Origin of the sequence: Actinoplanes sp. L3-i22, from assembly GCF_019704555.1 — a bacterium.
Classification (GTDB): Bacteria; Actinomycetota; Actinomycetes; order Mycobacteriales; family Micromonosporaceae; genus Actinoplanes.
This window is the reverse complement of the sequence record NZ_AP024745.1, coordinates 5,513,154-5,539,269: the sequence shown is the minus strand read 5'-3', so window position 1 is coordinate 5,539,269 and position 26,116 is coordinate 5,513,154. Positions and strand designations below refer to the sequence as shown.

23 protein-coding genes are annotated in these 26,116 nt (G+C 71.6%); 9 read left to right on the top strand and 14 right to left on the bottom strand.

The window, feature by feature from the left end; genetic code table 11:
• Window positions 1-180: 180 nt before the first annotated feature.
• From L3i22_RS24620 to L3i22_RS24610, 3 genes are all read left to right on the top strand, one after another.
• The gene (locus L3i22_RS24620) at window positions 181-1,530 is read left to right on the top strand and encodes an endo-1,4-beta-xylanase (RefSeq protein WP_221329307.1); all 1,350 of its coding nucleotides are present in this window, start codon (window positions 181-183) and stop codon (window positions 1,528-1,530) included.
• Window positions 1,531-1,553: 23 nt separating this feature from the next.
• A complete protein-coding gene (locus L3i22_RS24615; RefSeq protein ID WP_255658558.1) occupies window positions 1,554-2,804 on the top strand; it encodes a cellulose binding domain-containing protein in 1,251 nt (416 codons plus the stop codon).
• 239 nt (window positions 2,805-3,043) lie between these two features.
• On the top strand, window positions 3,044-4,774 hold the full coding sequence (locus tag L3i22_RS24610) for a glycoside hydrolase family 43 protein (protein WP_221329305.1): 1,731 nt from the start codon (window positions 3,044-3,046) through the stop codon (window positions 4,772-4,774).
• Here the strand turns inward: L3i22_RS24610 and L3i22_RS24605 are convergent.
• Both L3i22_RS24605 and L3i22_RS24600 read right to left on the bottom strand, forming a co-directional pair.
• Window positions 4,738-6,261 carry an alpha-N-arabinofuranosidase gene (locus L3i22_RS24605; protein WP_221329304.1) on the bottom strand — a complete coding sequence of 508 codons (1,524 nt, stop codon included), beginning with the start codon at window positions 6,259-6,261 and terminating at the stop codon, window positions 4,738-4,740. The genes L3i22_RS24610 and L3i22_RS24605 overlap by 37 nt on opposite strands.
• Complete coding sequence (locus L3i22_RS24600) at window positions 6,258-7,532, bottom strand: endo-1,4-beta-xylanase (RefSeq protein WP_221329303.1); 1,275 nt, start codon at window positions 7,530-7,532, stop codon at window positions 6,258-6,260. The genes L3i22_RS24605 and L3i22_RS24600 overlap by 4 nt, the downstream gene beginning before the upstream one ends.
• A gap of 284 nt (window positions 7,533-7,816) precedes the next feature.
• Here L3i22_RS24600 and L3i22_RS24595 point away from each other — a divergent pair, with 284 nt between their 5' ends.
• From L3i22_RS24595 to L3i22_RS24585, 3 genes are read left to right on the top strand one after another with little or no spacing between them, the layout of a single operon-like run.
• The gene (locus L3i22_RS24595; protein WP_221329302.1) at window positions 7,817-9,106 is read left to right on the top strand and encodes an ABC transporter substrate-binding protein; all 1,290 of its coding nucleotides are present in this window, start codon (window positions 7,817-7,819) and stop codon (window positions 9,104-9,106) included.
• Between the two features lie 11 nt (window positions 9,107-9,117).
• The gene (locus tag L3i22_RS24590) at window positions 9,118-10,089 is read left to right on the top strand and encodes a carbohydrate ABC transporter permease (RefSeq protein ID WP_221330133.1); all 972 of its coding nucleotides are present in this window, start codon (window positions 9,118-9,120) and stop codon (window positions 10,087-10,089) included.
• Window positions 10,090-10,091: 2 nt separating this feature from the next.
• Window positions 10,092-10,955, top strand: a complete 864-nt coding sequence (locus tag L3i22_RS24585) for a carbohydrate ABC transporter permease (protein ID WP_221329301.1) — start codon at window positions 10,092-10,094, stop codon at window positions 10,953-10,955.
• Here the strand turns inward: L3i22_RS24585 and L3i22_RS24580 are convergent.
• Window positions 10,945-11,514 (bottom strand): hypothetical protein, encoded by a 570-nt coding sequence (locus L3i22_RS24580; RefSeq protein ID WP_221329300.1) that lies wholly within the window; start codon window positions 11,512-11,514, stop codon window positions 10,945-10,947. The two genes, L3i22_RS24585 and L3i22_RS24580, sit on opposite strands and share 11 nt — an antisense overlap.
• Window positions 11,515-11,653: 139 nt before the next feature.
• Between L3i22_RS24580 and L3i22_RS24575 the strand changes: the two genes are divergently transcribed.
• The gene (locus L3i22_RS24575; protein WP_221329299.1) at window positions 11,654-12,019 is read left to right on the top strand and encodes a hypothetical protein; all 366 of its coding nucleotides are present in this window, start codon (window positions 11,654-11,656) and stop codon (window positions 12,017-12,019) included.
• Between the two features lie 140 nt (window positions 12,020-12,159).
• On the opposite strand, the gene L3i22_RS24570 is transcribed toward L3i22_RS24575, so the two are convergent.
• Entirely contained in the window at window positions 12,160-12,393 is a 234-nt protein-coding gene (locus L3i22_RS24570) for a hypothetical protein (RefSeq protein ID WP_221329298.1), read from the bottom strand.
• A 139-nt stretch (window positions 12,394-12,532) separates the two neighbouring features.
• On the opposite strand from L3i22_RS24570, the gene L3i22_RS24565 reads away from it, so the two are divergent.
• Entirely contained in the window at window positions 12,533-14,182 is a 1,650-nt protein-coding gene (locus tag L3i22_RS24565) for a methyl-accepting chemotaxis protein (RefSeq protein ID WP_221329297.1), read from the top strand.
• Here L3i22_RS24565 and L3i22_RS24560 read toward each other — a convergent pair.
• From L3i22_RS24560 to L3i22_RS24515, 10 genes are all read right to left on the bottom strand, one after another.
• Window positions 14,139-15,422: a HupE/UreJ family protein gene (locus tag L3i22_RS24560; protein WP_221329296.1), complete on the bottom strand. Its 1,284-nt coding sequence runs from the start codon at window positions 15,420-15,422 to the stop codon at window positions 14,139-14,141. The genes L3i22_RS24565 and L3i22_RS24560 overlap by 44 nt on opposite strands.
• Window positions 15,419-16,576, bottom strand: coding sequence for a DUF3500 domain-containing protein (locus tag L3i22_RS24555; protein WP_221329295.1), 1,158 nt, complete (start codon window positions 16,574-16,576; stop codon window positions 15,419-15,421). Before L3i22_RS24555 ends, L3i22_RS24560 begins: the two co-directional genes overlap by 4 nt.
• 194 nt (window positions 16,577-16,770) lie before the next feature.
• Window positions 16,771-17,100, bottom strand: coding sequence for a hypothetical protein (locus tag L3i22_RS24550; RefSeq protein WP_221329294.1), 330 nt, complete (start codon window positions 17,098-17,100; stop codon window positions 16,771-16,773).
• 81 nt (window positions 17,101-17,181) lie between these two features.
• On the bottom strand, window positions 17,182-17,859 hold the full coding sequence (locus L3i22_RS24545) for an N-acetylmannosamine-6-phosphate 2-epimerase (RefSeq protein ID WP_221329293.1): 678 nt from the start codon (window positions 17,857-17,859) through the stop codon (window positions 17,182-17,184).
• The gene (locus L3i22_RS24540) at window positions 17,856-18,794 is read right to left on the bottom strand and encodes an ROK family protein (protein WP_221329292.1); all 939 of its coding nucleotides are present in this window, start codon (window positions 18,792-18,794) and stop codon (window positions 17,856-17,858) included. Before L3i22_RS24540 ends, L3i22_RS24545 begins: the two co-directional genes overlap by 4 nt.
• A complete protein-coding gene (locus L3i22_RS24535) occupies window positions 18,791-19,735 on the bottom strand; it encodes a dihydrodipicolinate synthase family protein (protein ID WP_221329291.1) in 945 nt (314 codons plus the stop codon). Before L3i22_RS24535 ends, L3i22_RS24540 begins: the two co-directional genes overlap by 4 nt.
• Window positions 19,732-20,721 carry an ABC transporter ATP-binding protein gene (locus L3i22_RS24530; protein ID WP_221329290.1) on the bottom strand — a complete coding sequence of 330 codons (990 nt, stop codon included), beginning with the start codon at window positions 20,719-20,721 and terminating at the stop codon, window positions 19,732-19,734. Before L3i22_RS24530 ends, L3i22_RS24535 begins: the two co-directional genes overlap by 4 nt.
• Entirely contained in the window at window positions 20,718-22,634 is a 1,917-nt protein-coding gene (locus tag L3i22_RS24525; protein WP_221329289.1) for a dipeptide/oligopeptide/nickel ABC transporter permease/ATP-binding protein, read from the bottom strand. Before L3i22_RS24525 ends, L3i22_RS24530 begins: the two co-directional genes overlap by 4 nt.
• On the bottom strand, window positions 22,634-23,593 hold the full coding sequence (locus tag L3i22_RS24520; RefSeq protein ID WP_221329288.1) for an ABC transporter permease: 960 nt from the start codon (window positions 23,591-23,593) through the stop codon (window positions 22,634-22,636). The genes L3i22_RS24525 and L3i22_RS24520 overlap by 1 nt, the downstream gene beginning before the upstream one ends.
• Before the next feature lie 37 nt (window positions 23,594-23,630).
• Window positions 23,631-25,214: an ABC transporter substrate-binding protein gene (locus tag L3i22_RS24515; RefSeq protein ID WP_221329287.1), complete on the bottom strand. Its 1,584-nt coding sequence runs from the start codon at window positions 25,212-25,214 to the stop codon at window positions 23,631-23,633.
• A gap of 165 nt (window positions 25,215-25,379) precedes the next feature.
• Here L3i22_RS24515 and L3i22_RS24510 point away from each other — a divergent pair, with 165 nt between their 5' ends.
• Window positions 25,380-26,093, top strand: coding sequence for a FadR/GntR family transcriptional regulator (locus L3i22_RS24510; RefSeq protein WP_221329286.1), 714 nt, complete (start codon window positions 25,380-25,382; stop codon window positions 26,091-26,093).
• Window positions 26,094-26,116: the final 23 nt, after the last annotated feature.

Sequence of the window (26,116 nt, the reverse complement as noted above, 5' to 3'; positions counted from 1 at the left end):
AATGACGACTCGACGGCCCACGGTCACATAACACTTCCGGACCGACGATTTTTCTGACGCCGGGAATTGTTATTTCCGGATCGGCCCGATAGTCGTGGGTTGCCTTTCCGGGAAATGCGCTGGCAACATTGACAACCCCTGATGGGAACGCTCCCAGATCCCCGTCGAAAGGTTCCCGCCATGCCCCTGTTCGGAACGAGCCGCCGCACCGCGCTGCTGGTCGCGGCCGTCGCGGGAGTCACCGTCGCGGCCGGCGTCGCCCTGGCCGGCACCGCCGAGGCGGCCGGCACGCTCGGCGCCTCCGCGGCGCAGTCCGGCCGCTACTTCGGTGCGGCCATCGCCGCCGGCAAACTCGGCGACGCCACCTACACCGGCATCCTGAACCGTGAGTTCAACGCGGTCACCCCGGAGAACGAGATGAAGTGGGACGCCACCGAGCCGTCCCAGGGCCGGTTCACGTACACCAACGGCGACCGCATCCTCAACCAGGGCATCTCGATGGGCGCCAAGGTCCGCGGGCACGCCCTCCTGTGGTACCAGCAGGAGCCGGGCTGGGCGCAGTCGATGTCCGGCACCGCGCTGCGCTCGGCCATGATGAACCACGTCACCCAGGTCGCGACCCACTACCAGGGCAAGATCTACGCCTGGGACGTGGTCAACGAGGCGTTCGCCGACGGCGGCAGCGGCGCGCGGCGCGACTCCAACCTGCAGCGCACCGGCAACGACTGGATCGAGGCCGCGTTCCGCGCCGCGCGGGCCGCCGACCCGAACGCCAAGCTCTGCTACAACGACTACAACACCGACGGCGTCAACGCGAAGTCGACCGGCGTGTACAACATGGTCCGGGACTTCAAGTCCCGCGGCGTGCCGATCGACTGCGTCGGCTTCCAGTCGCACCTGGGCACCGGCCTCCCCGGCGACTACCAGTCGAACCTGCAGCGCTTCGCCGATCTGGGCGTCGACGTGCAGATCACCGAGCTCGACGTCGCGCAGGGCGGCAACCAGGCGAACATCTACGCGGGCGTGACCCGGGCCTGCATGGCGGTGTCGCGGTGCACCGGCATCACGGTCTGGGGCATCCGCGACAGCGACTCCTGGCGCACCGGCGAGAACCCGCTGCTGTTCGACAACTCCGGCAACAAGAAGGCCGCGTACACCTCGGTCCTCAACGCCCTCAACGCCGGCGGCGGCACCACCTCCCCGTCACCGAGCACCAGCACTCCCCCGGTGCCGACCGGCGCGTGCAGCGCCACGGTGTCGCTCAACTCGTGGAACGGCGGGTTCGTCGCGACCGTCCGGGTCACCGCCGGCTCGGCCGGCGTCAACGGCTGGGCCGTCGGCCTGACGCTGCCCTCCGGCAGCGCCGTGACCAGCACGTGGAGCGCCACCAACAGCGGCTCCACCGGCACGGTGAGCTTCCGCAACGTCGACTACAACGGCACGCTGGCGGCCGGCGCCGCCACCGAGTTCGGCTTCCAGGGCACCGGCACCGGGCCCACCGCCACGCCCACCTGCTCGGCGGGTTCGTGATGTCCCGGCGCGGTCTGGGGCAGATGATCGCCGTCGGGTGCGCGCTGGCGCTGGTGACCGCGATGCTCACCGGGATGCTCGGCGCCACCGCGTCCGCGGCACCGATGACCGCCGCGGCGACGACCGCCGGATGCGGCAAGGCCCCGACCCTGACCGGCGGCACGCGCACCATCCGCAGCGGCGGCCAGGACCGCACCTACGTCCTGCGGGTTCCGGACAACTACGACCGGAACCGCCCGTACACCCTGATGTTCGCCTTTCATTGGTTGAACGGGACCGCCGGTGACGTGGCGACCGGCGGTTCCGCGGGATCCACCTGGGCCTACTACGGGCAGCAGCGGCTGTCGGACAACAGCGCCATCCTGGTCGCGCCGCAGGGCATCGACAACGGGTGGGCGAACACCGGCGGCCGGGACCTGACCCTGGTCGACGACCTGACCGCGCTGATCGAGGGCGACCTGTGCGTCGACACCTCGCGGCTGTTCGCGCTCGGCTGGAGCTACGGCGGTGCGATGAGCTACGCGGTCGCGTGCGCCCGCCCGAGCGTGTTCCGCGCGGTCGCCGTGCTCTCCGGAGCCAACCTCAGCGGCTGTTCCGGCGGCACCCAGCCGGTCGCCTACCTCGGCATCCACGGCACCCACGACAGTGTTCTGGACATCTCGCTCGGGCGCGGCATCCGGGACACGTTCGTGCGCGCCAACGGCTGCACGGCCCAGAGTCCGGCCGAACCGGCGCGCGGCAGCCTGACGCACGTCGCCACCTCGTACGGCGGCTGCCGGGCCGGTTATCCGGTGCGCTGGATCGCCTTCGACGGCGATCACGCCCCGGATCCGGTGGACGGCTCGACCGGCACCAACGGTGCCCGCACCTGGACCGGAAACGAGATCTGGTCGTTCTTCTCGCAGTTGCCCGGCACCGCATCGCCGTCACCGTCGTCATCATCACCGGCCCCGTCTCCGTCGCCCAGCGGCCAGGCCGGCGCCTGCCTCGTCGGATACCGCGTCGTCAACAGCTGGTCGGGCGGCTTCCAGGCGGAGGTCACCGTGTCGAACACCGGCGCGGCGGCGATCACCGGATGGCGGGTGAGCTGGGCGCTGCCCGCCGGGCAGTCGATCAGCCAGGTCTGGAACGGCTCGCTGAGCACCGCCGGCGGCACCGCCACGGTGGTCAACGCGGCCTACAACGGCTCGGTGGCCCCGGGCGCGAGCACGACCTTCGGGCTGCTCGCCGCCGGGACCCCGGCGACGCCGGCGCTGACCTGCGCGGTGTCCTGAGCGGCCGGTGCGCCGCGGTGGTCCGACCGCGGCGCACCGGTCCCGTAAGTTTCGGATATCCAGCCGATACTATCAGCCCAGTGCGGCAGATCACCGACATCGCGGCGCCACTCCCACCCCCACGAACCGCTTCCAACTGCGATTATGTCCGCCATCCGGATCGTCGGCCGAGGTCGGTATTTCCGTTCTGTTTCCGATAATTGTTGACAGGCGGAACGCCGACAGGCCACGATCGCGCAATGACGGACCTGGATGGGCTCGGCCGAAGGGTCACCATCAGCGGGAGGAACTTCGTGACGATCGCCAAGGCCCCGGCCCCCGTCGCCCACGACGGCACGAGCGACCACCCCACGATCCGGAACCCGGTGCTGCCCGGCTTCCACCCGGATCCGTCGATCCTGCGGGTCGGCGCCGACTACTACATCGCGACCTCGACGTTCGAGTGGTACCCGGGCGTGCGCCTGCACCACTCGACCGACCTGGTCACCTGGCGGCCGCTCGGCGGCGCGCTGACCGAGCGGCGGCTGCTCGACCTGACCGGGACCGCCGACTCGTGCGGCGTGTGGGCGCCGAACCTCACCTACGCCGACGGGCTGTTCCACCTGCTCTACTCGGACGTGGCGACGTTCGCCGGCGGCTACTGGGACCCGCAGAACTATCTGATCACCGCGCCGGCCGTCGACGGCCCGTGGTCGGACCCGGTGGTGCTGCACGGCCGCGGCTTCGACGCCTCGCTGTTCCACGACGACGACGGCTCGACCTGGATGCTGTCCATGCGCGCCGACTGGCGACCCGGCCGGGACCGCTTCGCCGGCATCTCGATCCAGCGCTACGACCGGCACGAACGCCGCCTGACCGGACCCGAGAAGATCATTTTCGAGGGTACCGACGCCGGCCTCACCGAGGCGCCCAACATCTACCGCCGGGACGGCTGGTACTACCTGGTCACCGCCGAGGGCGGGACGACCCTGACCCACCAGGTCACGGTGGCCCGCTCCCGGCACCTGCTCGGCGACTACCAGGCGGATCCGGCCGGTCCGCTGCTCACCTCGGCCGGGCGGCCCGACCTGGCCCTGCAGAAGGCCGGGCACGGCAGTCTGGTGCGGACCCCGGACGGCGACTGGTACCTGGCCCACCTGGTGGCCCGGCCGTACGCGCCGAGCGGCCGGTGCGTGCTCGGCCGCGAGACCGCCCTGCAGAAGGTGGAGTGGCCGGCCGGCGAGTGGCCCCGCATCCGCGACGGCATCCCGGCCGAGCGGGTCCCCGCCCCGGCCGCGGCCCAGGCGTTCGCCGCCGGGGACGGCGGGGACGATCATTTCGACGCCCCGGTGCTCGGCCCGGACTGGTCGACCCTGCGCCGCCCGGCCGGCCCGGACTGGATCGACCTGACCAGCCGCCCCTCGCACCTGCGGATCCACGGCGGCCAGTCGCCGATGGCCCGGCACCGCCCGAGCCTGGTCGCCCGCCGGGTGACCGCCCGGCACTGCGTCTTCGAGGCGACCTGCGAGTTCGAGCCGCGCAGCTACCGCGACCTGGCCGGCGTCACCGCGTACTACAACACCCGCAACTGGTATTACCTGCACGTGACCGCCGACGACGACGGCGCGGCGGTGCTCGACGTGCTGTGCTGCGACAGCGGGCGGGTCACGCTGGCCCCGGGCCTGCGGGTCCCGCTCGGCGACGTGCGCCGGGTGGGCCTGCGCGTGCGGCTCGACGACGCGGCGCTGACCTTCGCGTACACCACCGACCCGGACGGCGACGCCGGGTGGCACGAGCTGGGCCGGACCTTCGACGCCACCACCCTGTCCGACGAGTACGCCGCGACGATCGTCCCCGGTGAGCCCGAGGCGTGGGGCTTCACCGGGGCGTTCGTCGGGCTGTGGGTGCAGGACCTGGGCGCCGAGGGCGGCTACGCCGACTTCGACCGGGCCGGTTACGACACCGTGCCGCTGAGCGTGACGAACGAGTGAGCCGGCAGGCGCACCCACAGCCGGTTGCCGGTCACCGACACGTCGTCGTAGGCGCGCGGCACCACCGCTGACGGCGCCTGCGGCGTGTTGTGGTCCTGCAGCGCGCCGGCCGTCAGGATCAGCGCGGCCACCGACTCGACGGTGCCGCCGCGCAGGTCGATCTCCACCTCGGCGTCGTCCGCCGCGTCCAGGTTCGACAGCGACACGAGCAGGCGGCCGTCCTTACGGCTGGCCGACATCGAGATGGTGGTCAGCGTCGCGTCGCCGACCGGGCGGGACGGCAGCGGGGTGCGCAGGTCGACCCGCAGCGAGGTGGCGTCCTGGTGGTCGCGGTTCATCGCGAAGACGTAGTAGGTCGGCGTGCGGACCATCGCCCTGGTGTCCGGGTCGGTGAGGATCATCGCCTGCAGCACGTTCACGGTCTGCGCGATGTTGGCCATCACCAGCCGGTCGGCGTGCCGGTGGAACGCGTCGAAGTGCACGCTCGCGGCCAGGGCGTCGCGCAGCGTGTTCTGCTGGTACAGGAAGCCGGGGTTGGTGCCGCGGGCCACGTCGAACCAGGTGCCCCACTCGTCGAGGACCAGGCCGACGCTCTTGTTCGGGTCGTAGCAGTCCATCACCGCGGCGTGCCCGGCGAGGATCTCCTCGACCCGGGCCGCGGCCACCATCGTGGTGTAGTACTCGCCGGTGTCGAAGACCGTGGCCGAGCCCTTCTCCTCCCAGGTGGGGCCGGTGATCGTGTAGTAGTGCACGGACAGCGCGTGGTAGCCGGTGCTGCGGACGTGCTGACAGCCCAGGTGCCCGAGCTGCTTCATCAGCGTCTCGGTCCAGGCGTAGTCCGCGCCGTTGGCCCCGGCCGCGATCTTGTAGAGCCGGTTGTCGCCGTAGTCGCGGCAGTACGTGCCGAACCGGCGGGCCTCCTGCGCGTAGTGCTCGGCGGTCATGTTGCCGCCGCAGCCCCAGGCCTCGTTGCCGAGCCCCCAGAACCGGACCGGCCACGGCTGGTCGCGGCCGTTGGCCTGCCGCAGCCGGGCCATCGGCGAGTCGCCGGCCCGGGTCAGGTACTCGACCCACTCGCTCATCTCGCGCACCGTGCCGGAGCCGACGTTGCCGCTGATGTACGGCTCGGCCCCGAGCAGCTCGCACAGGGCCATGAATTCGTGCGTACCGAAATGATTGTTCTCCTCGACGCCGCCCCAGTGCGTGTTGACCATGACCGGTCGCTCGTCCTTCGGGCCGACGCCGTCGCGCCAGTGGTACTCGTCGGCGAAGCACCCGCCCGGCCAGCGCAGGTTCGGGATGCTCAGGGCGCGCAGGGCCTCGACGACGTCGAGCCGGATGCCGCCCACGTTCGGGATGTCCGAGTCCGCGCCGACGAAGAGGCCGCCGTAGACGCAGCGGCCCAGATGCTCGGCGAAGTGCCCGTAGACGTGGCGGTTGATCCGGGGACCGTCGAGGTCCACGTTGATCACGGCTTCGACGGTCATCGGGTGCCTTTCAGGTGGAGCGTGGTCAGTGCCCGGCCGGGTGCGGTGATCGCCAGGGCGACCGTCGCGCCGGCGCAGTAGAGCTGGTAGTCGCCGAGGAAGCCGCGGACCTCGACCTGCCCGGCGTGATCGGTGCGCAGGGTCGCCGGATCACCCCACCACTCCTGTTTGATCAGGCGCTGCAGCGCGTCGTAGGCCGGTTTCGGGGTGCCGTCGGCCCGGACCAGACCGCACGGGGCGCCGAGCCACGCGCCCTCGTCGGTCAGCCCCCAGTAGGTGACCGCCTGCACCGCCGGGTGCGCGAGCAGCGTCCGGTAGTGCCGGACGATCTCGTCGGCCTGCCGCTGCTCGCCCTCCGGCGTGGACGGCCAGGACGGGACCTGGAAGTCGTTGAGGTCCTCGATCTCCGGCGGCATCAGCTCGCCGGAGAGCAGCGTCGTCTCGGTCATGTGCAGCGGCAGCCCGAACCGGGCGAACCGGTCGAGGACCTCGCGCGTCCGCTCCTCGCCCCAATACCCCTGATGCATGTGGCTCTGCAGCCCGATGGCGTCGATCACGATGCCGGCATCAAGAACATTCTCAATCAGATTTTCGTACGCCGTGGACAGGTCGAAGTCGTTGATCAGCAGCGTCACGGTCGGATCGGCCGCGCGGGCCGCCTCGAACGCCAGTCGCACGGTCGCCACCCGCCCCCGGTCCGCGGCCAGCCGGGTGATCGCGTTGGGGCGCGGCTCGTTGCGGAACACCGGCATGATCACCGCCTCGTTGATCGCGTCCCAGGTGCCGACGACACCGGCGAAGTCGGTGACCTCGCGCCGGATCCGGGCCCGGACGGTCGCCTCGATCTCGTCGAGCGGCGCGTCGCGCAGCCAGTCGGGGGCCAGCGTGTGCCAGAGCAGCGGGTGCCCCTTGACCCGGCAGCCCCGCTCGGCGAACCAGGTCGCGGCCCGGTGCAGGCGCGCGGTGTCCGGCCGGCCGGGCTCCGGCTCGAAGCCGCTCCAGTAGAACGGCAGCGTCGCGGTGTTGAAGACCTCCAGCCACTGGCCGGCCAGCCGCACCGCCCGTTCCGGGGCGGCGCTGCCGAACGCGCTGGGCAACGGATCGGTCTCGGCGTTGGCCAGCGCGATCAGGTCGAAGCCGATGTTCCCGAACGCGAAGGCGTGCGAGCGCTGCTCGACGACGACCTCGCGGTGACTCAGCGGGCGCCCGTCCCCGTCGAGCACGGTGACCAGCACTTCGCCCGAACGATGGCCGAGGTGGGCTGCTGTCACGTGATGACCCCCGATAATTTCGGCGAAAATTTCGTAAGTTCCAAGCGGGGCACGGACGGCATCGCCGGCGGAGCCCGAGACGAGCCTCACGCAGCCCTTGAGTGATCTTCCTACTGGACAAGGGCTCGCCGCGCCATGCCGCTGACTCCATGCATCCCTGTCGCTACGTGCAGCAATGCATTTCTGTCAGAGCAATAGCTTGACATCCCTATGAGCTGGTTCATAGTTTGAGCGCCATCTTCCGGAAACATTCCGAAACTTTCGCTACCTCGAGGTGGACTTTCATGACACCGAAAAAGACCCTGGCCGTGGCGGCCGTGCTGGCGCTGAGCGCGCTCGGCATGACCGCCTGCGGCGGCGATGACGACGGCGGCACCACCGCGGGTGGCGACGTCACGATGCAGCTGTGGCAGAACTCCACGACCGGGCCGGGCAAGGCGTTCTGGGACAAGACCGCGGCCGACTTCCACACCGCTCACCCGAACGTGACGATCAAGGTGCAGTCGATCCAGAACGAGGACCTGGACGGCAAGCTGCAGACCGCGCTGAACTCCGGCTCCGCGCCGGACATCTTCCTGCAGCGCGGCGGCGGCAAGATGGCCGCGATGGTCGAGGCCGGCCAGCTCAAGGACATCACCGACGGGATCAACGCGGACACCAAGCAGGCCGTGAGCGAGGCCGCGCTCAAGACCGCGCAGATCGACGGCAAGGCGTACGCGATCCCGGTCTCGATCCTGCCCGGCGGTCTCTGGTACAGCAAAGACCTGTTCCAGAAGGCCGGCGTGACCACTCCCCCGGCCACCCTGGACGAGCTCAACGCCGCGGTGACCAAGCTCAAGGCCGGCGGCACCCCGATCGCGCTCGGCGGCAAGGACGCCTGGCCGGCCGCGCACTGGTACTACTTCTTCGCGCTGCGCGCCTGCAGCCAGGCCACGCTCGACGCGACCGCCAAGAGCAAGACCTTCGACGACCCGTGCTGGACCAAGGCCGGCGAGGACCTCAAGGCGTTCGTCGACACCAAGCCGTTCAACGACGGCTTCCTGACCACCTCGGCGCAGCAGGGCGCGGGCAGCTCGGCCGGCCTGGTCGCCAACCACAAGGCGAGCATGGAACTGATGGGCGCCTGGGACCCGGGCGTGATCGCATCGCTGACCAAGGACACCAAGCCCCTGCCCGACCTGGGCTTCTTCCCGTTCCCCTCGGTGCCCGGCGGGCAGGGTGACCCGGCCGCGGTGATGGGCGGCGCGGACGGCTACTCGTGCTCGGCCAAGGCGCCGAAGGAGTGCGTGGACTTCCTCAACTACATCGTCACCAAGGACGTGCAGGAGGCGTACTACAAGGCCTTCAACTCGCTGCCGGTGAACAAGGCGGCCCAGGGCACCATCACCGAGGACTACCTCAAGGCGGTTCTGGACGCCTACAACAAGGCCCCGTACGTGTCGCAGTGGCTGGACACCGTGTACGGGCAGAACGTCGGGAACGCGCTGAACGTCGGCGTGGTCAACCTGCTGGCCGGCAAGGGCGACGTCGCCGGGATCATCAAGGCCGTGAACGACGCGGCCAAGAAGGGCTGAGCGTGGCCTCCATGGTCGCCGACCAGGTACGCGACGGCGGTGGCGTGCAGACGCCGCCGCCGTTGCGGCCCCGCCGGCGCGGCCTCGGCTGGGCCCAGCGCGGCGAGATCGCGCTGCTCACCGGGCCGGCGATCCTGATGTTCGTCGGCTTCGTGATCGTCCCGGTACTGATGGCCGCCTACTACGGCTTCTACCGGTGGAAGGGGTTCGGGCCACCGACCAACTTCGTCGGGCTGGACAACTACGTCACGATCCTGCAGGACCAGGCGTTCCGCGAGGCGCTCTGGCACAACGCCCTGATCCTGGTGCTCTCGCTGGTCCTTCAAGGGCCGATCGCGATCGTCCTGGCTCTGCTGCTCAACCAGCGGATCCGGGGGCGGTCGGTGATCCGGGTGCTGATCTTCGTGCCGTACGTGATCGCCGAGGTGATCGTCGGGACGGCGTGGGCGCTGCTGCTGCAGACGAACGGGGCGGTCAACGGCGTACTGAAATCGCTTGGTCTTGCGGGTTTGACCCAGGACTGGCTGGCGAATCCGAAACTCGCCATCTGGACCCTGATGTTGATCCTGACCTGGAAGTACGTCGGCTTCGCGGTGATCCTGTTCCTGGCCGGCATGCAGAACATCCCGGAGGAGCTGTCCGAGGCCGCCGCGGTGGACGGCGCGACCTACTGGCAGACCCAGCGGCGGATCGTGCTGCCGCTGCTCGGGCCGACCATCCGGATCTGGGCGTTCCTGTCGATCATCGGCGCCCTGCAGCTGTTCGACCTGGTGTACATCATCTGGGGCCAGTACGTGGCGTCCACCGCCGGCACCTCGACGATGGTCACGTACCTGGTCAACGAGGGACGCAACGCGGGCAACTACGGCTACGGCAACGCGGTCGCCGTCGTCCTGTTCATCGTCTCCATGGTCATAGCGCTGCTGTACCAGCGCTTCGTTCTGCGCCGGGACACCGAGGGCGCACTCACCGGAGGCCGCTAGACATGGTCAGCATCGCTTCGCCCCGCCCCAGACCCCGATCCCGGTCGGACCACACGTGGGGCAACCCGATCGTCTACCTCGCCGCGTTGCTGCTGGTCGGCATCATGCTCGGGCCGGTCGTCTACATCATCGTCGGCGGGTTCCGGACCAACTCGCAGATCACCGTCGACCCGGCCGGCCTGCCCCATCCGTGGGTGATCGGCAACTACACCGACGTGCTCACCAGCAGCTCGTTCTGGCGCCAGGTCGGCAACTCGACGGTGGTGGCCGGCGCCACGACCATCGGCGTCGTGGCGCTCGGGGTGATGGCCAGCTACGTCCTGGCCCGCTACCGGTTCCGGGGCCGCGGCGCGATGTACGCGCTGTTCGCCGCCGGCCTGATGTTCCCGGCGTCGGTGGCCATCACCCCGCTGTACCTGCTGGTGAAGAACCTGGGGATCGTGAACACGCTGCCCGGGGTGATCCTGCCGCAGATCGCCTTCGGACTGCCGACCACGATCATCATCCTGGTGCCGTTCCTGCGGGCGATCCCCAAGGAGCTGGAGGAGGCCGCGGCCATCGACCGGTGCAGCCGGCTCGGCTTCTTCTGGCGGATCGTGCTGCCGCTGTCGGTGCCCGGCCTGATCACCACCGGGATCCTGGCGTTCATCGCCAGCTGGAACAGCTACCTGCTGCCGCTGTTCATCCTCAACGACCCGGACACGTTCACGCTGCCGCTGGGTGTGCAGGCGTTCGCGTCGGTGTACTCGGTGGACACCGCCAAGGTCCTCGCGTTCACGTCGCTGTCGATGATCCCGGCCCTGGTCTTCTTCAGCCTCTTCGAACGCCGCATCGTCGGCGGCCTCACCGGCGCGGTCAAGGGGTGACGACTTCCTTACGGCCGGCGTAGAGCGCGCCGGCCGCGAGGACGGCGGCGATCGTCGCCAGCACGAAGGGCCAGGCCGACACGGTACGGCTGACCGCCGGGTCGGCCGGGACCTGCAACAGCAGCATGGCGAGCAGCGACAGCCGGGCCGCGGCCACCGGCACCGGACGGTCGTCGTCGAGCAGCAGGACGATCAGGACGGCGACGACCAGCATCGTGGCGTGGGCGACCCGCTGGGCGTCGGTCGGGCCCTGGACCAGGATCCAGCCGGGTGCCGCCAGGGTGACGGCGGTCGACAGGGCGCCCAGGGCGGGCGCCGGCGAGAACGGCCGGGCCCGGCGGCGCACGACCGTGACGACGGCCGCCATCACGGTCAGGAAGGTCCACGCGGCGAGCAGGAACACGGCGGGGAAGCTGTTGTCGCCGTCGTCGAAGAACGTCTCCATGGCGTCCGGGACGGCGACCGGTTCCCGCCGCGGCAGCCGGGTCGCCTCGTCGAGCCGCTGTTCGTCGGCGCCGTCGTCACCGACGACGATCGTCACCCGGGTCGCCTCGTCCATCCTCGACACCTCTTCGGCGTTTCTCGGTGAAACGCCAGCGTAGAAGCGGTCCACGGCCGCGGCGCCGGCACTGCCGACAGGCGACAGAAGCCGCAGCGGCCGGCGGGTGCCGCGGCTTGGCCGAACTACCATGCCGGGCGTGGGGATGTACGCGTCCATTCGCGGGTGGCTCGAGATCGACTTCGCGCAGCGGGAAGCCGCTGAGGGGATCATCGAGCGGCACCGGCATGAGCTCTACTCCGGCGGGTGGGCCTTTCCGGTCAGGCCGTTCAACTGGTCGCTGTATCTGTTCTACGGCGGCGACATCCGGCAGGGCGAGGTCCCGTGGCTTCGTGAGCAGGTCGAGCAGCTGGCCAGGATGACGCCGGTCGACGAGGACGACGACTGGCCCCGCGGCCTGTTCGTGGTCACCGCCGAGGAGGGCGCGGGCGCCTCGATGTGGCAGGTCCGGGAAGCCGCCGTCACCGAGGTGCCCGCGCCGGGTCCGTTCTGGCTCGCTGAGTGAGCGTCAGCCGGTGGTCCGGCGGGCCGCCTTCTCGATGACGGAGACCGTGGTGCCCGGGTGGCGACCGCGGTCGGTGCGGGCGCCTCGGTCCACGCGGTGTTTTGCCGGGGACTGAGCCGGGTCGCCGGCCAGCACGGTGTTCAACCGATGGCGGTCGGCGTCTCGGCGGCGGCTTCGAGGGTGGCGGCGCGGCGGTCGATCTCCTTGGCCCGGCGGGTCACCTCGTCGCCCAGGCGGTGCAGCCGGGCCGTGGTGGCGGCGTCCGGGGACCGCTCGGCGGCCTCGTGCAGCATCGTTTCGCTGCGTTCCAGCTCGTCCGCGGTGTCGTGCATCGTTTCGGCCGTGTCACGCCGGTCGTGCTGGTCTGAGGTCACTCCAGACGTTCTACCCGAATCGGGCGGCGGGGAACCTGCCCGCGGCGGCTGACCGGGTTCCGGGCAAAGCTCTGACAATGCCGCCGCGGCGGCAGATCATCAAGGCGTAGGAGTACGCCGTCACGATGGGGGTCTGGCGATGAGCACTGGTGTCCGGCCGGCCAGGGCGCAGATCACCGTGCCGCGGAACGCGATCGCCGGCCGGCTCTCCGACTACCGGGTCGGCACCAAGATCTTCGTGTCGGTGCTGACCGTCGCGGCCGCCGCGCTCGCGATCGGGATCCTGGGCATCGTCCGGGTCAACGGGATGCGCGACGACATCAAGGAGATGAAGTCCACGCACGTCGACGCGCTGGTGCAGTTGAGCAAGCTGCGTGGCGCGACCGGCGACGGCTGGCAGAACACGTTCGGCTGGCTGGCCGTCCCGGCAGCGCAGAAGGCCGCCTCCCGGACCCTGGTCGCGGACGCCGACGAGGCGTTCACCACGGCGCTCGCCGCCTACCAGCAGCTGGCTCGCGGCTCCGCCGACCGGACCGCGGCCGCGCAGCAGGTCGACGAGGCCGCCACGTACTTCCAGAACCTGCGGAACGTGGTGCTGTTCCGGGAGGCGCCGGCGTCCGGCTTCGAGGTGCCGGCCGCCGATCAGATCACGACCGCCTGGACCAATACGCAGACCAAGCTCAAGGACGCGATCGCGCAGCTGCAGCAGACCGAGGACGCCGAGGCCGCCGCGATGGCGACCGACGCGGAGAACTCGGCCGGCAGCGCCCGCGACCAGATGCTGATCTACATGGCGATCGCCCTGGTGCTGGCGGTCGGTCTCGGCGCGTTCGTCTGCCGGGTGATCGTGCGCCAGCTCGGCAGCGTCTCCACCTCGCTGGGCGCGGTCGCCCGCGGCGACCTCACCGTCCCGGCCGAGGTGCAGGTCCGCGACGAGCTGGGCGCGATGGCGGTCGCGGTCAACACCGCCCGGGACAGCCTGCGCGAGATGGTCGGCCGGCTCACCACCAGCACCCGGGTGCTCGGGCAGAGCACCCAGCGGCTGACCGGCGCGACCGAGCGGATCGGCTCGTCGGCGCGGGACGCCGCGGCCCAGGCCGACACGGTCGCCGCCGCGGCCGGCACGGTGTCGATCAACGTGCAGACGGTCGCCGCCGGCAGCGAGGAGATGGGCGTCTCGATCCGGGAGATCGCCGAGAGCGCGAACGAGGCCGCCCGGGTCGCCGCCGAGGCGGTGACCGTCGCGGAGACCACCAACGCGACCGTGTCGAAGCTGGGCGCGTCCAGCACCGAGATCGGCAACGTGGTGAAGACGATCACCGCGATCGCCGAGCAGACGAACCTGCTCGCGCTGAACGCCACCATCGAGGCGGCCCGGGCCGGCGAGATGGGCAAGGGGTTCGCCGTGGTCGCCAGCGAGGTCAAGGACCTCGCCCAGGAGACCGCCCGGGCCACCGACGACATCTCCAAGCGGGTCGAGGCGATCCAGACCGACACCACCAACGCGGTCGCCGCGATCGGCGAGATCTCCCAGATCATCGCCCGGATCAACGACTACCAGCTGACCATCGCCTCGGCGGTCGAGGAGCAGACCGCGACCACCGGCGAGATGAGCCGCAGCGTCGGCGACGCGGCGCAGGGCAGCAGCGAGATCGCCGGGACGATCACCGGGGTGGCCAGCGCGGCGCAGACCACGACGGAGTCGCTGGCCGAGGCCACCACCACGGTGCAGGAACTGGCCGGGATCAGCGCCGAGCTGCAACAGGTGATCGGCGGCTTCCGGATCTGAACTCCGCCCCGGACGCCGTCCAGCCGGCCGCGGCCAGCGCGGCCAGGGCCACCGCGACCGCGAACGGGTGGGCCACGAGCGCGTCGGTCACCGGGTCGATCGGGTTCGCGGCGATCAGCGTGGTGCGCTCGGCCAGCCAGGCCGCGGCCAGCACGATCCCCGCGCCGGCCAGCGCGGTACGGACCACCGGGTAGAACCGGGTCCGGCTGAGCACCAGCAGCGACGGCATCAGCAGCGCCACCACGATCAGCTGGGTGAGCTCGATGCCCAGGTTGAAGCCGAGCAGGTCGGCCACCAGCGATCCCCGGCCCAGTCCGAGGTCGCCGATCAGCGCGGCGAACGCCAGCCCGTGCATCAGCCCGAAGCCGGCCGCGATCCACGCCTCCCCGCCCGGGACCAGCGGCCGGATCGCGTGCACGCCGGAGACCAGGATCGAGAGCGCGATCAGGCTCTCCACCACCCGGGTCGGCACCGCCACGTAGCCGAGCGCCCCGAGCGCCAGGGTGATCGAGTGACCGATCGCGAACGCGGTGACCACGTGCACCACCCGTACGCCGTTGCGGCGCAGGTCGCCGCCGCGCACCCAGCGGCCGCGGCGGGCCAGCAACGGCGCCGGGAGCAGCAGCATGATCAGGAAGAGCAGGTGGTCGGCGCCCTCGCCGATGTGCCGGACGCCGAGCCGCACCGACGCCAGGAACCCGTCCTGCCGGGTCGCGCCGGCGACCGGCACGGTGATCACGTGCCGGCGCCAGTCGAGCACGCCGAGGCTGGTGTAGCTGTCCGCGCCGGGCTGTTCGACCGCGACGAAGACCTGATGACTGACGATCCTGTGGAGGATCGCGTCGTAGCTCAACCGGAAGTCGCCGACCACGCCGTCCGGCGGGGTCAGGGTCAGGTCGAGGACCAGGTGGTCGACCGCGTCGACGTTCTCCACCCGGCCTCCGGCCAGGGCGACGGTCCAGGCTCCGGCGTTTCCCGCGGCGGTGACATGGCTTTCGACGTACGTCGTGAGCTCCTGAAGTTTGTCCGGTTGGGTCACCGTCGCCGCGCTGAGCGGCTCGTCCAGCGCGACCTCCAGCCGGTCGATCGGCAGCTGAACCGTTCCGGTCACCGCGTGCGTCCCGGGTTTCAGCAGCACCGCCGTGGTGCTGAGCGGATGCGCGGCGGCGCCGTCGGGGGCGACCGCCGCGACGATCGCGTACGCCAGCACGACGCACGCGATCAACCGGCCGAACCTCATGACGGTTTCGTGCTGCCGTAGTCGTTGGTCTTGTCCCGGTAGACCGAGTGGTAGTGGATGTTCGGCGTGCTCATGCTGCGGGTGTTGATGAACTCGATCCAGACGCTGGGCCCGTCGATCCGGATGTAGCTGCTCTCGTCGCTGGGCCCGGTGTTGTTCGCCCAGGCGATCTTGGTGGAGTCCAGTTCGGACTGGTACTTGGCCAGCGACTTGGCCGCCGCGTCGGCCGGCAGGTCCGCGACGTAGGCCGTCATCGCCGCCGTGACCAGCTTCTTCTGCGCGGCGCTGAGCCCGGAGACGGCCAGCCCCTCGGACGCCGGGAACGTGCCGTCGTCGTGGGTCGGGCCCATCAGCAGGTCGTCGTAGGTGCCCGAGGTGAGCTTGGCGGCGGTCTTCTGGTCGGCGCTGAGCGCCGCGACCATCGCGAACATCGAGTCGGACTCCGGCTCGACCGGCGCCACGGTCTTGCCGTCGACCTGGAACGAGGTCGGCTCGGAGCCGACGAACTGCGGCGTCTGGCTGACCTTCGTCCCGTTGTAGGTGAGGTTGCGGGCCAGGTGGTGCCCACCGAACTGGATCATGAACGGGTCGGTGGCCGACGGGGTGCCGTAGACCGCCACGAAGTAGTCGACCAGGCTGCCGAAGCCGTCCGCGCCCTGCCCGCCGAGGCTGTTCAGGTAGTCGTCGGACTTCTGGATGTTCAGCACCTGCTGGTAGCCGTCGTCGCTGAGCGCCACCTTGAGCATCGCGAGGGCCGCGGTCCGCTGCGCCTCGGTCAGATCCTTGAGCGCGACGCCCTTGCGGGCCACCGTGGTGGCCGGATAGTTCGACCAGGTCTGGCGCGACTGGTTGTCGGTGAAGTCGAAGCTGACCTTGTCCAGGGTGGTCGCGTCCAGCGTGGCCAGGAACGCCTTCGCCGCGGTGACCACCTCGGCGGTGTTCGCGCCGCCCGGGCTGTCGCCGTCGGTGTTCAGGTTCACCGCGGTGAACGTCTGCATGTTCCCCATGCCACCACCGCCGGGACCGCCCGGGCCGCGGCCCTGCGCGGCGCTGCTCGCGCCGGGCGCGGCCGAGTCGGTGGTGTCGTCGCTGCCGCAGCCACCGGCGGCGAGCAGGGTCACCACCAGGACGCCGGACATCACTTTGGACTGCATCAGGGCAAGGCCTCCCGGTTCGCGGCGCGCTCCGCCGTCCAGCGCCGTTCGATGATCAAGGCGCGGGACGGGGGATCGCCGGATTGGCACGATCGTGGGCGCGGCAGGGGCTCTGACTCGCGCCGATGACCTGGCCGAGTATTCCCGGGAGGATGCGGGATACGGCGTACTAAATCCGTTTTCTTACCGACCTCTTACCGCCCGGCGGGCCCGGCGCCGGGCCCGCCTCCTACCGCTCGGCGGGCCTGATGCCGGACCGCTCGGCGGGCCTCATGCCGGCTGCGGCGGCGGTCCGCGCGGCGCTGGAGACTCCACTCCCGGTAGCCGTGGCTCTCGACGCGGCGGAACCAGTACGACCGCGTCAGGCCCCAGAAGCAGCCCTCCCCCGGCCGGGCGCTCTCCGCGGTGATCCGCTCCGGCAGCGTGCACTCCCCGCGCCGGTGGTCGTGCACCGGCCGGCCCGCCACCATCGGCGCGTCGGCCATCTGGACCCACCAGGGGCGGGTCTTGTCGGTCCTGCTCATCCGGGCACCTTTCGGCTCCGTGACGCCCCGGGCCGGGGCCGTCATAAGCAGGTGCGCACCGCGATCACCTCCGTCGATCGGTCACGCCGATGGTACTTCCAGGCCGGCGGCGAACCGCCCGGTGATCCAGGCCGGATCGGTGATGGCGGTGCCGACCACCACCGAGGACGCGCCGGCGGCGAGCGCGGCGCGGACCTGCGCCGGCTGGTGGTAGCGGCCCTCCGCGACGACCACCGCCGACGGCAGCGCCCGGGCGAGCGCCGCGACCAGATCCAGGTCCGGCCCGGACCGGACCGGGCTCGCCGGGGTGTAGCCGGAGAGCGTCGTCGCGATCAGATCGGCGCCGGCCTCGGCCGCGGCGAGGCCTTCGGCCTCGGTGGAGACATCGGCCATCACCAGACCGCCTTCGGCGTGCACTGCTTCGACGGTACGGACGAAGAGCGCCCCGTCCGGCCGGGGACGGGTCGTGCCGTCGGCGGCGACGATCGTGGCGCCGGCCCGGAGCACGGCGAGGGCGTCCGCGACGGTCGGGGTGATGAAGACCCCCTCGCGCCCCCGCTTGGTGAGCCCGATGACCGGGACGTCGACGGCGGCGGCGACCGCCCGCACGTCGTCGAGCCCGCCCGCTCCCCCGCACCGGATCGCGCGGGCCCCGCCGAGGACGGCCGCCTGGGCCATCCGGACGATGGTCGGGGTGTCGCGCAGCGGATGGCCCGGCCCGGCCTGGCAGGAAACGATCAGCTTGCCGAGGACGGTCACGGGTGCACTCCGGTCTGTCGGGCGAGGTGGCGCGCGTCCGCCCCGGCGACGGTCTGTCGGGCGAGGTGGGCGGCGCCCAGCAGCGGCGCGTCCGCCCCGGCGCCGGGCACCAGCACCGGCAGGGTGCGCAGCGGAGCGAGCGCCTCGGCATGCAAGGCGTCCCGGACGAGGCCGGCGAATCCGGGGACGCCGTGCACGACGCCACCGCCCAGGGCGACCGCGTCAACGTCAACAGCGCAGACCAGACCCGCGAGGGTACGACCGAGCAGGCGCGCCGCCGCGGCGATCACCGCCTCGGCCCCGGGAACCCGGATCGCCCCGGTCAACGGCAGCGGGGCGCTACCGGTCTCCTTGGCGATGGCGGCGGCGATCGCCGGTCCGGCGGCCACCGCCTCCAGGTGGTCGAAGCGCCCGCAGCCGCACGGGATCACCCCGGCTACCGGCACCAGCAGGTGCGCGACCGCGCCGGCAACCGCGTGCGGACCGGAGACCAACTGTCCGTTCCGGATCAGCGCTCCCCCGATCCCGGTGCCGACCGAGACGTGCAGGATCTCCGGGTAGCCGCGCAGTTCGGGACCGCGGGCGGCGCCGACCGCGGCGGCCCCGACGTCGTTGATCACCGCGACCGGCAGCCCGAGCCGGGCCGCGAGCAGCTCCCGGATCGGAGTGCCGGCCCAGCCGGGCAGGATGTCGGTGGCCGACCGGACCACCCCGGCGGCCGGGTCGATCACGCCCGGCGCGCCGACCCCGACGGCCCGCACGACGGCCCGCGAGCGCAGCCCGGTGACCAGCTCGGCGACGACCTCGACGATGGCGGCCGGCCCGGCCGGCGTGGCGACCTGGATCTGGTGCCGGACGCGGCCGGTGTCGTCGACCAGCCCGGCGGCGATCTTGGTGCCGCCGATGTCGACGGCCGCGACGACGTCCGTGCTCACAGCAGCCCGGCGGTGGCCAGGATGCCCCGGACGTACTCGGTCTCGGCGTCGTCGAGCGGGATCTGCGGCGGCGCGGTCACCGCGTGCTCGATGACGCCGCGCAGCTTGAGCGCGGTCTTGAAGGCGCCGAGCGCCGACGAGCCGCGCCCCATCCGCCCGGCCGGGGCGGCCCGGACGATCCGCATCAGGCGCAGCAGCCGCTCCTGTTCCCGGGCGGCCCGGTCCCAGTCGCCGGCCCGGGCGTGGGCGTAAAGAGTGGCGTACCCGTGCGGGTCGACGTTGCCGAGGCCGGGGACCACGCCGTCGGCGCCCATCCGCAGCGCGTTGTCGACGGTCAGCTCGGAGCCGGTCAGCACGCTGAAGCCGGTCAGGCCGGCGTCGTTGCGGGCCACGATCAGGTCGCGCAGCCCGGCGTCGTCGCCGCTGGAGTCCTTCAGCCCGGCCAGCACGCCGTCCGCGGCCAGGCGCAGCAGCATGTCGTGATCCAGGTGGCTGTGCACCGAGACGGGCAGGTCGTAGGCGTACAGCGGAACCTGGGTCTGTTCCTGGATCTGGCGCAGGTGCAGCTCGATCTCGGCCGGGTGGGTGCGGGTGTAGAACGGCGCGGTGGCCACGATGCCGGCGCAGCCGGCCCGGACCGCGCGCCTCGCCTGGTCGAGGACCCGCAGGGTGGTCATGTCGATCACCCCGATCAGGACCGGGACCTGCCCGGCGACGTGCTGGAGCACGGTGTCGATCACGACCGCCCGGTGCGCGTCGGGCAGGAACGCGACCTCGCTGGACGAGCCGAGGATGAACAGCCCGTCCACGCCGCCGGCGAGCTGGAAGTCGACCAGCCGCAGCAGCGAGGCGACGTCGACCTGGTGATCGGGGGTGAGCGGGGTGCACACCGGGGGGACCACGCCGGCGAGCTTGGACACGGTGGCGATGGCGGTGGTCATGCGAGCTCCTGGAGGGGCAGATCGGCGGGATCGGTGACGGGGTGGTAACAGCGGTACCGGCCGTCGGCGGCGTACGGCGGCATCGCCACCGCGCACTCGTCGGCGGCCCGCCAGCAGCGGGTCCGGAACGGGCAGCCGGACGGCGGGTGCACGGCCGACGGGACCGGGCCGGTCAGCGGGATCGGCCGCATCGGGTGCAGCAGGCCGGGCGCGGCCGAGAACAGCGCCCGGGTGTACGGGTGCCGGCCCTGGTGGATCCGGTCGGCGGGCAGTTCCTCGACGATCCGGCCGAGGTACATGGTGACGATCCGGTCGGAGACCCGCCGCACGGTCTGCAGGTCGTGCGAGACGAAGACCATCGCCAGGCCGAGCCGGGCGCGCAGGTCCATCAGCAGGTTGAGGATCTGCGCGCGGACCGACACGTCCAGCGCCGAGGTGGGTTCGTCGGCGACCAGCAGCGCCGGTTCCAGGGCCAGGGCCCGGGCGATGGCGACCCGCTGCCGCTGACCGCCGGACATCTGGCCGGGCAGCGCGTCGCGGGCCGAGGACGGCAGCCCGACCAGGTCCATCAGCTCGGCGACCCGGGCCGCCCGGTCGGCGGGGCCGCGCCAGCGGTGCACGTCGAGCGGATCGGCGATGATCCGCCGCACGGTGAGCCGGCGGTTCAGCGAGGTGGCCGGGTCCTGGAAGACCATCCCGACCCGCCGGCCGACGTGCCGCCGGCGCTGGGCGGCGCTGCCCGCCCAGAGGTCCCGGCCGTCGACGTGGACCGTCCCGCCGGTCGGGCGTTGCAGCCCGACCAGGACCTTGACCAGGGTGGACTTGCCGCAGCCGGACTCGCCGACCACGCCGAGCGTCTCGCCGGCGGCGACGCTCAGGTCGGCCGAGGTGAGCGCGTGCACCCGGTCGCGGTTGAGGACGGAACTGCCCGGCGCGCGGAACCGCACGCTGACGTCGCGCAGCTCGGCCAGCGGTGGCTCGGTCATGAGGGCTTTCCTTCCAGCGTCAGGGCGGGGTGGTGGCAGGCCGCCGGGTGGCCGTTGACGTCGTCCAGGGACGGGCGTTCGTCGGCGCAGACCCGGGTCGCGCGGGGGCAGCGGCCGGCGAACCGGCAACCGGCCGGGAAGTCCGCCGGGGACGGCACGGTGCCGCGGATCTGGATCAGCCGGGGCGCCTGCGACTCCAGCGACAGCACCGACCCGAGCAGGCCGCGGGTGTAGTGGTGCAGCGGCGCGGCGAGCACGCCGGTGGTCCGGCCTTCCTCGACGATCTGGCCGCCGTACATCACCGCGATCCGGTCGCAGACGTCGCTGACCAGGGCCAGGTCGTGCGAGACCAGGATCAGCGCGAAGCCCAGCTCGGCCCGCAGGCGCAGCAGCAGCTGGATCACCTGGGCCTGCACGGTCACGTCCAGGGCGGTGGTCGGCTCGTCCGCGATCACCAGCTGCGGGTCGCGGGCCAGGGCCAGGGCGATCACCACGCGCTGGCGCTGCCCGCCGGACAGTTCATGCGGGTACGACGTCAGCGTGCGCCCCGGGTCGAGCCCGACCAGGGTCATCAGCTGCTCGGCGGTGCGCGTGCCGCCCCGCCGGATGACCTGCTTGAGCTGCGCCCGGACGGTCATCGACGGGTTCAGCGCGGACAGCGCGTCCTGGTAGATCATCGCGATCCGGCGGCCCAGCACCGCCCGGCGGTCGGCGCCGCGCAGGGTGAGCAGGTCGGTGCCGGCGAAGTCGACGGTCCCGCCGACCCGGGCGCCGCGCGGCTGCAGGCCCATCAGGGTCAGCGCGGTCAGCGACTTGCCGCACCCGGACTCGCCGATCAGGCCGAGCACCTCGCCGGGCCGCACGTCGAAGCTGACGCCGTCCACGATGTCCACCCCGCGGTGGCTGGCGGCGAACCCGATCCGCAGGTCGCGGACCGACAGGATCGGCGGGCCGGTGACCGGCGGGCGGGCGGTGGCGGCCAGCCGGGCGGCGGCCTCGGCCAGGCCCGGCAGGGCGACGACCGGTTCGGCGTCGTCGCCAACCGGCTCGAACGCGGCCGGTCCGGCGCCGGTCCGCCGCCGGGCGGCGGGTGCCGCCCAGGCGTCCGAGAGGCCCTCGGCCAGGATGTTCAGGCACAGCACGGTGAGCAGGATGAGCAGGCCGGGGAAGAACGTCGCCCACCAGCCGTGACTGGCGAGCAGCTGCTGACCGTACGCGATGACGCTGCCCCAGGACGACGGGCCGGCCTCGGGTTGCAGGCCGCCGCCGATGAACGACAGCGACGCCTCGAAGACGATCGCGTTGGCCACCATGACCGTGGCGTAGACCAGGATCGGGGCGGCGCAGTTGCGGGCCACGTGCCGGATCAGGATGTGCGCCCGGCCGGCCCCGATGACCCGTTCCGCGGCGACGTAGTCCTCCTGGTACTGGGCCGCCACGTTGGCGCGGACCAGCCGGGCGAACTGCGGGATCAGCACGAACCCGATCGCGCCGACCAGGACCGGCACGCTGTCGTGGCCGTACGCGACGACCAGGATCGCGGCCAGCACGATGGTCGGGAACGCCATGATCACGTCCAGCAGCCGCATGATCGTCTCGTCGGCGGCGCGGCGGCTGGTCGCGGCGATCGCCCCGATCAGCGCGCCGAGCAGCAGGGCCAGCCCGGCCGAGCCGAACCCGACGATCAGCGAGCGCCGGGTGCCGGCGACCAGGCGGGAGAACAGGTCACGGCCGAGCCGGTCGGCGCCGAACCAGAGGTCCCCGTTCGGGCCGGTCGACGGCGGCGCCAGGGCCACCTGGGTGGGGTCGTGCCGGAGGAGCCAGGGCGCGGCGACGCCGATCGCGATGACCAGGACGAGGAAGCCGAGGCAGACCTTGGCCGCCGGGGGCAGGCGCCGGATTGCGGCGATCATCAGTGCGCTCCTCGCATCCGGGGATTGGCCGCCAGGTAGAGCAGGTCGACGACGAGGTTGACCACGATGAACCCGAGCGCGATCGTGATCACCAGGCCGCGGGCCAGGCCGATGTCGTTCTGCTGGACCGCGCTCATGATCTGGGTGCCCATGCCGGGCAGGGTGAAGATCGCCTCGATGATGACGGCGCCGCCGATCAGGTAGCCGACCTGCAGGCCGAGCACGGTCAGCGGGGTGAGCAGGGCGTTGCGCAGCACGTTGCGCCCGACCACCACGATCGGCGGCAGGCCGGCGCCGATCGCGGTACGCACGTAGTCCCGGTCCAGCTCCTCGACCATCGAGGTGCGCACCACCCGGGCCAGGGCGCAGCCGGTCGGCACGGCCAGGGCGATGGCCGGCAGGATCAGGTGCTGCAACCAGCCGCCGAACGACTCGGCCGGGGCGACGTAGTGGCCGCTGGGCAGGGACCCGCCGCCGATCGTGGACAGCTGCTGGATCAGCAGGATGGCCAGCCAGAACGACGGGATGGAGATGCCGGCCATGGACAGCAGCCGGGTCAGCTGATCGGGCCACCGGTCGCGGTAGAGCGCGCCGGTGACGCCCAGGAGCAGCGCCAGCAGCACGGCCAGGGTGATGCCCAGCGCGGTGAGCTGCAGCGTCACCGGCAGGGCGCCGGTGATCACGCCGCTGATCGGCGCGTTCAGCGAGTAGGTCTGCCCCAGGTCGCCGTGCACCAGCGCCCACAGGTAGTCCAGGTAGCGCACCAGCAGCGGCTGGTCCAGGCCGTTGGCGTGGTTGAACGCGGCGATCTGCTCGGCGGTGGCCTGGTCACCGAGCACGGAGAGCGCGGCGTCGTTCGGCGAGAGCGCCATGACCAGGAAGATGAACAGGATGATGCCGAGCATCAGCGGGATCAGCGCCGCCAGCCGGCGCAGGATGATGCCGAGAAACGCATCCATCCGCCGCTCCCTTCACGAGTGACCCGCACGGGAGTGCTCATCCGCGCGAGGCCCCGAGGAAGTACAGCCCGGTGGTCGCGGCGCCCTGGAAGCCGGTGACCTTGGCCGGGTCGAACGCGGTGATCGTCTTGGCGTGGAAGACCGGGTAGAGCGGCGCCTCGTCGGCGACCAGGTCGAGCACCTGCTTCCACAGCCCGGTCTGGGTCGCGCCGGTGGACCTGGCGGCGTCCTCGATCAGGCTCGCGCACCGGGTGGCGGCGGGGGTGCCGGCCCAGCGGTGCCGGTTCTTGGTCCAGGTCTCGTTGGTGTAGAACCAGCGCAGCAGCAGGTCGACGTCCGGGCCGAAGACCGCCGGGTCGCCGCTGGCGGCCAGGACCCGGAAGCCGGCGCCGGGCACGATGGTGCCGTAGACGGCCGACGACGGGTTGGTGTTCAGGGTGGCGGTGACCCCGATCGCCTTCCACGCGTCGATCAGCACCGGCGCGCTGTCCTTGACGAACGCGGTGTCCGTGGTGACCAGCTCGAACGACAGGTCGGTGGCGCCGGCCGCGGCGAGCAGCGCCTTGGCCCGGTCCGGGTCGTAGCCGTAGACGGTGGCGGCCTTCTGGTAGCCGGCGTTGCCCTCGTCCAGGTAGCTGGTCGCCGCGGTGGCGTGGCCCTGCACCGCGGTCGTGATCAGCTTGTCGGTGTCGATCGCGTAGTGCAGCGCCTGGCGCACCCGCTTGTCGTCGAACGGCTTCGCGGCGCAGTTGAACATCAGGAACAGCTGGTTGAAGGCCTGCTTCTCGTCGACCTCGCGACCGTCGGTGACCGCGGCGACGTCCAGGTAGGGCACCGCCTCGATCGCCTGGGACGAGCCGCCCTGCAGGTCGTTGAGCCGGGCGGTGTTGTCCGGGGTGGTCCGCAGCGTGATCTTCTCGACCTTCGCCGGGCGCGGGCCGTTGTAGTGCGCGTTGACGCCCATCACCACGCCGGCCGTGGCGTTCGCGCTGACCACGGTGAACGGCCCGGAGCCGATCGGCGCGGTGTCGAAGGCCTTGGCCTCGGCGGCGGTGCCGGTCTTCGCCCGGGGCACGATCTTGATGACGGCGATGCGCTGCGGGAACAGGCTGAACGGCGTCTTCAGGGTGAACTCGACGGTGGTGGCGTCCTTGGCGGTGACCTTGTCGACGAACGTGATGAAGCCGCCCATCAGCGCCTTGTTCGCCGGGTCGAGCGCGCGCTGGAACGACCAGACGACGTCGTCGGCGGTCACCGCCGTACCGTCGGAGAATTTTGCCCCGTCGCGCAGGGTGACCGTCCAGCGGAGCTGGTCGGCGCCGGGGGTGGGCAGTGCGGCGGCCAGCGCCGGGTAGGGCGCCCGGGTGATCGGGTCGAGGTCGACGAGCGCCTCGAAGACGTGCTGGTTGACCGTGGTGGCGACCGCGCTGGAGGCGTTCATCGGGTCGAAGCCGCTGGACAGCGTGAACGCGAGGGTGGCCTCGATGGCCTTGCTCCCGGAGCCGCCGGTGTCGCTGCCGCCGCCCCCGCAGGCGCCCAGGCCCGCGGTGATGGTGGTGGCCGCGCCCAGGACGCCCATGTAGCGCAGCAGGTCTCGTCTCGACACGCCGTTGCTGTTCATCGCATCTCCATCGGTTATTTATAGGACGTCCTACGTCCCACGTACTTTGTATGCGGTACCTTAGGGTTGCGACTTCGGCCGGTCAAGGGCGACCGGCAAAAGGCCTCGATGACAGAATCCGCACATCCCCGGCGCGATCGGGGGCCATTCGACATAGGGACTCCGATGAGACGACGCACCGGGTCACCCGCCGGCACCACGCGGCGGCCCAGCCGGACCGACGAGGTGCAACAGCTGATCAAGCAGCTGATCCTGGAACGCGGCCTGGCCGCCGGCGATCCGATGCCCACCGAGCTGGAGCTGCAGGAACAGGTCAACGTCAGCCGCAACTCGCTGCGCGAGGCGCTCAAGGCGCTGCAGGCGGTCGGCATCGTCGAGATCCGCCACGGCTTCGGGATGTACGTCGGCACCATGTCACTGGTGTCGCTGGTCGACGAGCTCACCTTCCACGGCCGGATGTCGCTGCAGGCCGGTCACAACGACCTGCGTCACCTGGTGGAGATCCGCGAGGTGCTCGAGTCCGGCCTGATCCGGCAGGTGATCGCCGCCCCCGGCGCGCCGGCCGCCGAGCTGGCCGAGGTGATGGACCGGATGGAGGCCGAGGCCCGGGCCGGCCTGGTCACCCCGGACACCGACAAGCGCTTCCACGAGCTGCTCTACGAGCCGCTGGGCAACCCGCTGGTGATCCAGTTGCTGGCCGCGTTCTGGGACGTCTACCACGCCCTGCACCCCGACCTCGGCGAGGCCGACGAGTCCCCCACCGAGATCGCCGCCCGGCACCGGCGGGTCTACGACGCGGTGCGTGCCGGCGACGTCGAGGAGTCGATCGCCGCGGTGCACGAGCACTTCAGCGGCATACGCCGCCGCCTCGCCGGGTGACCCGGGTTGCCGCGCCCGGCGAC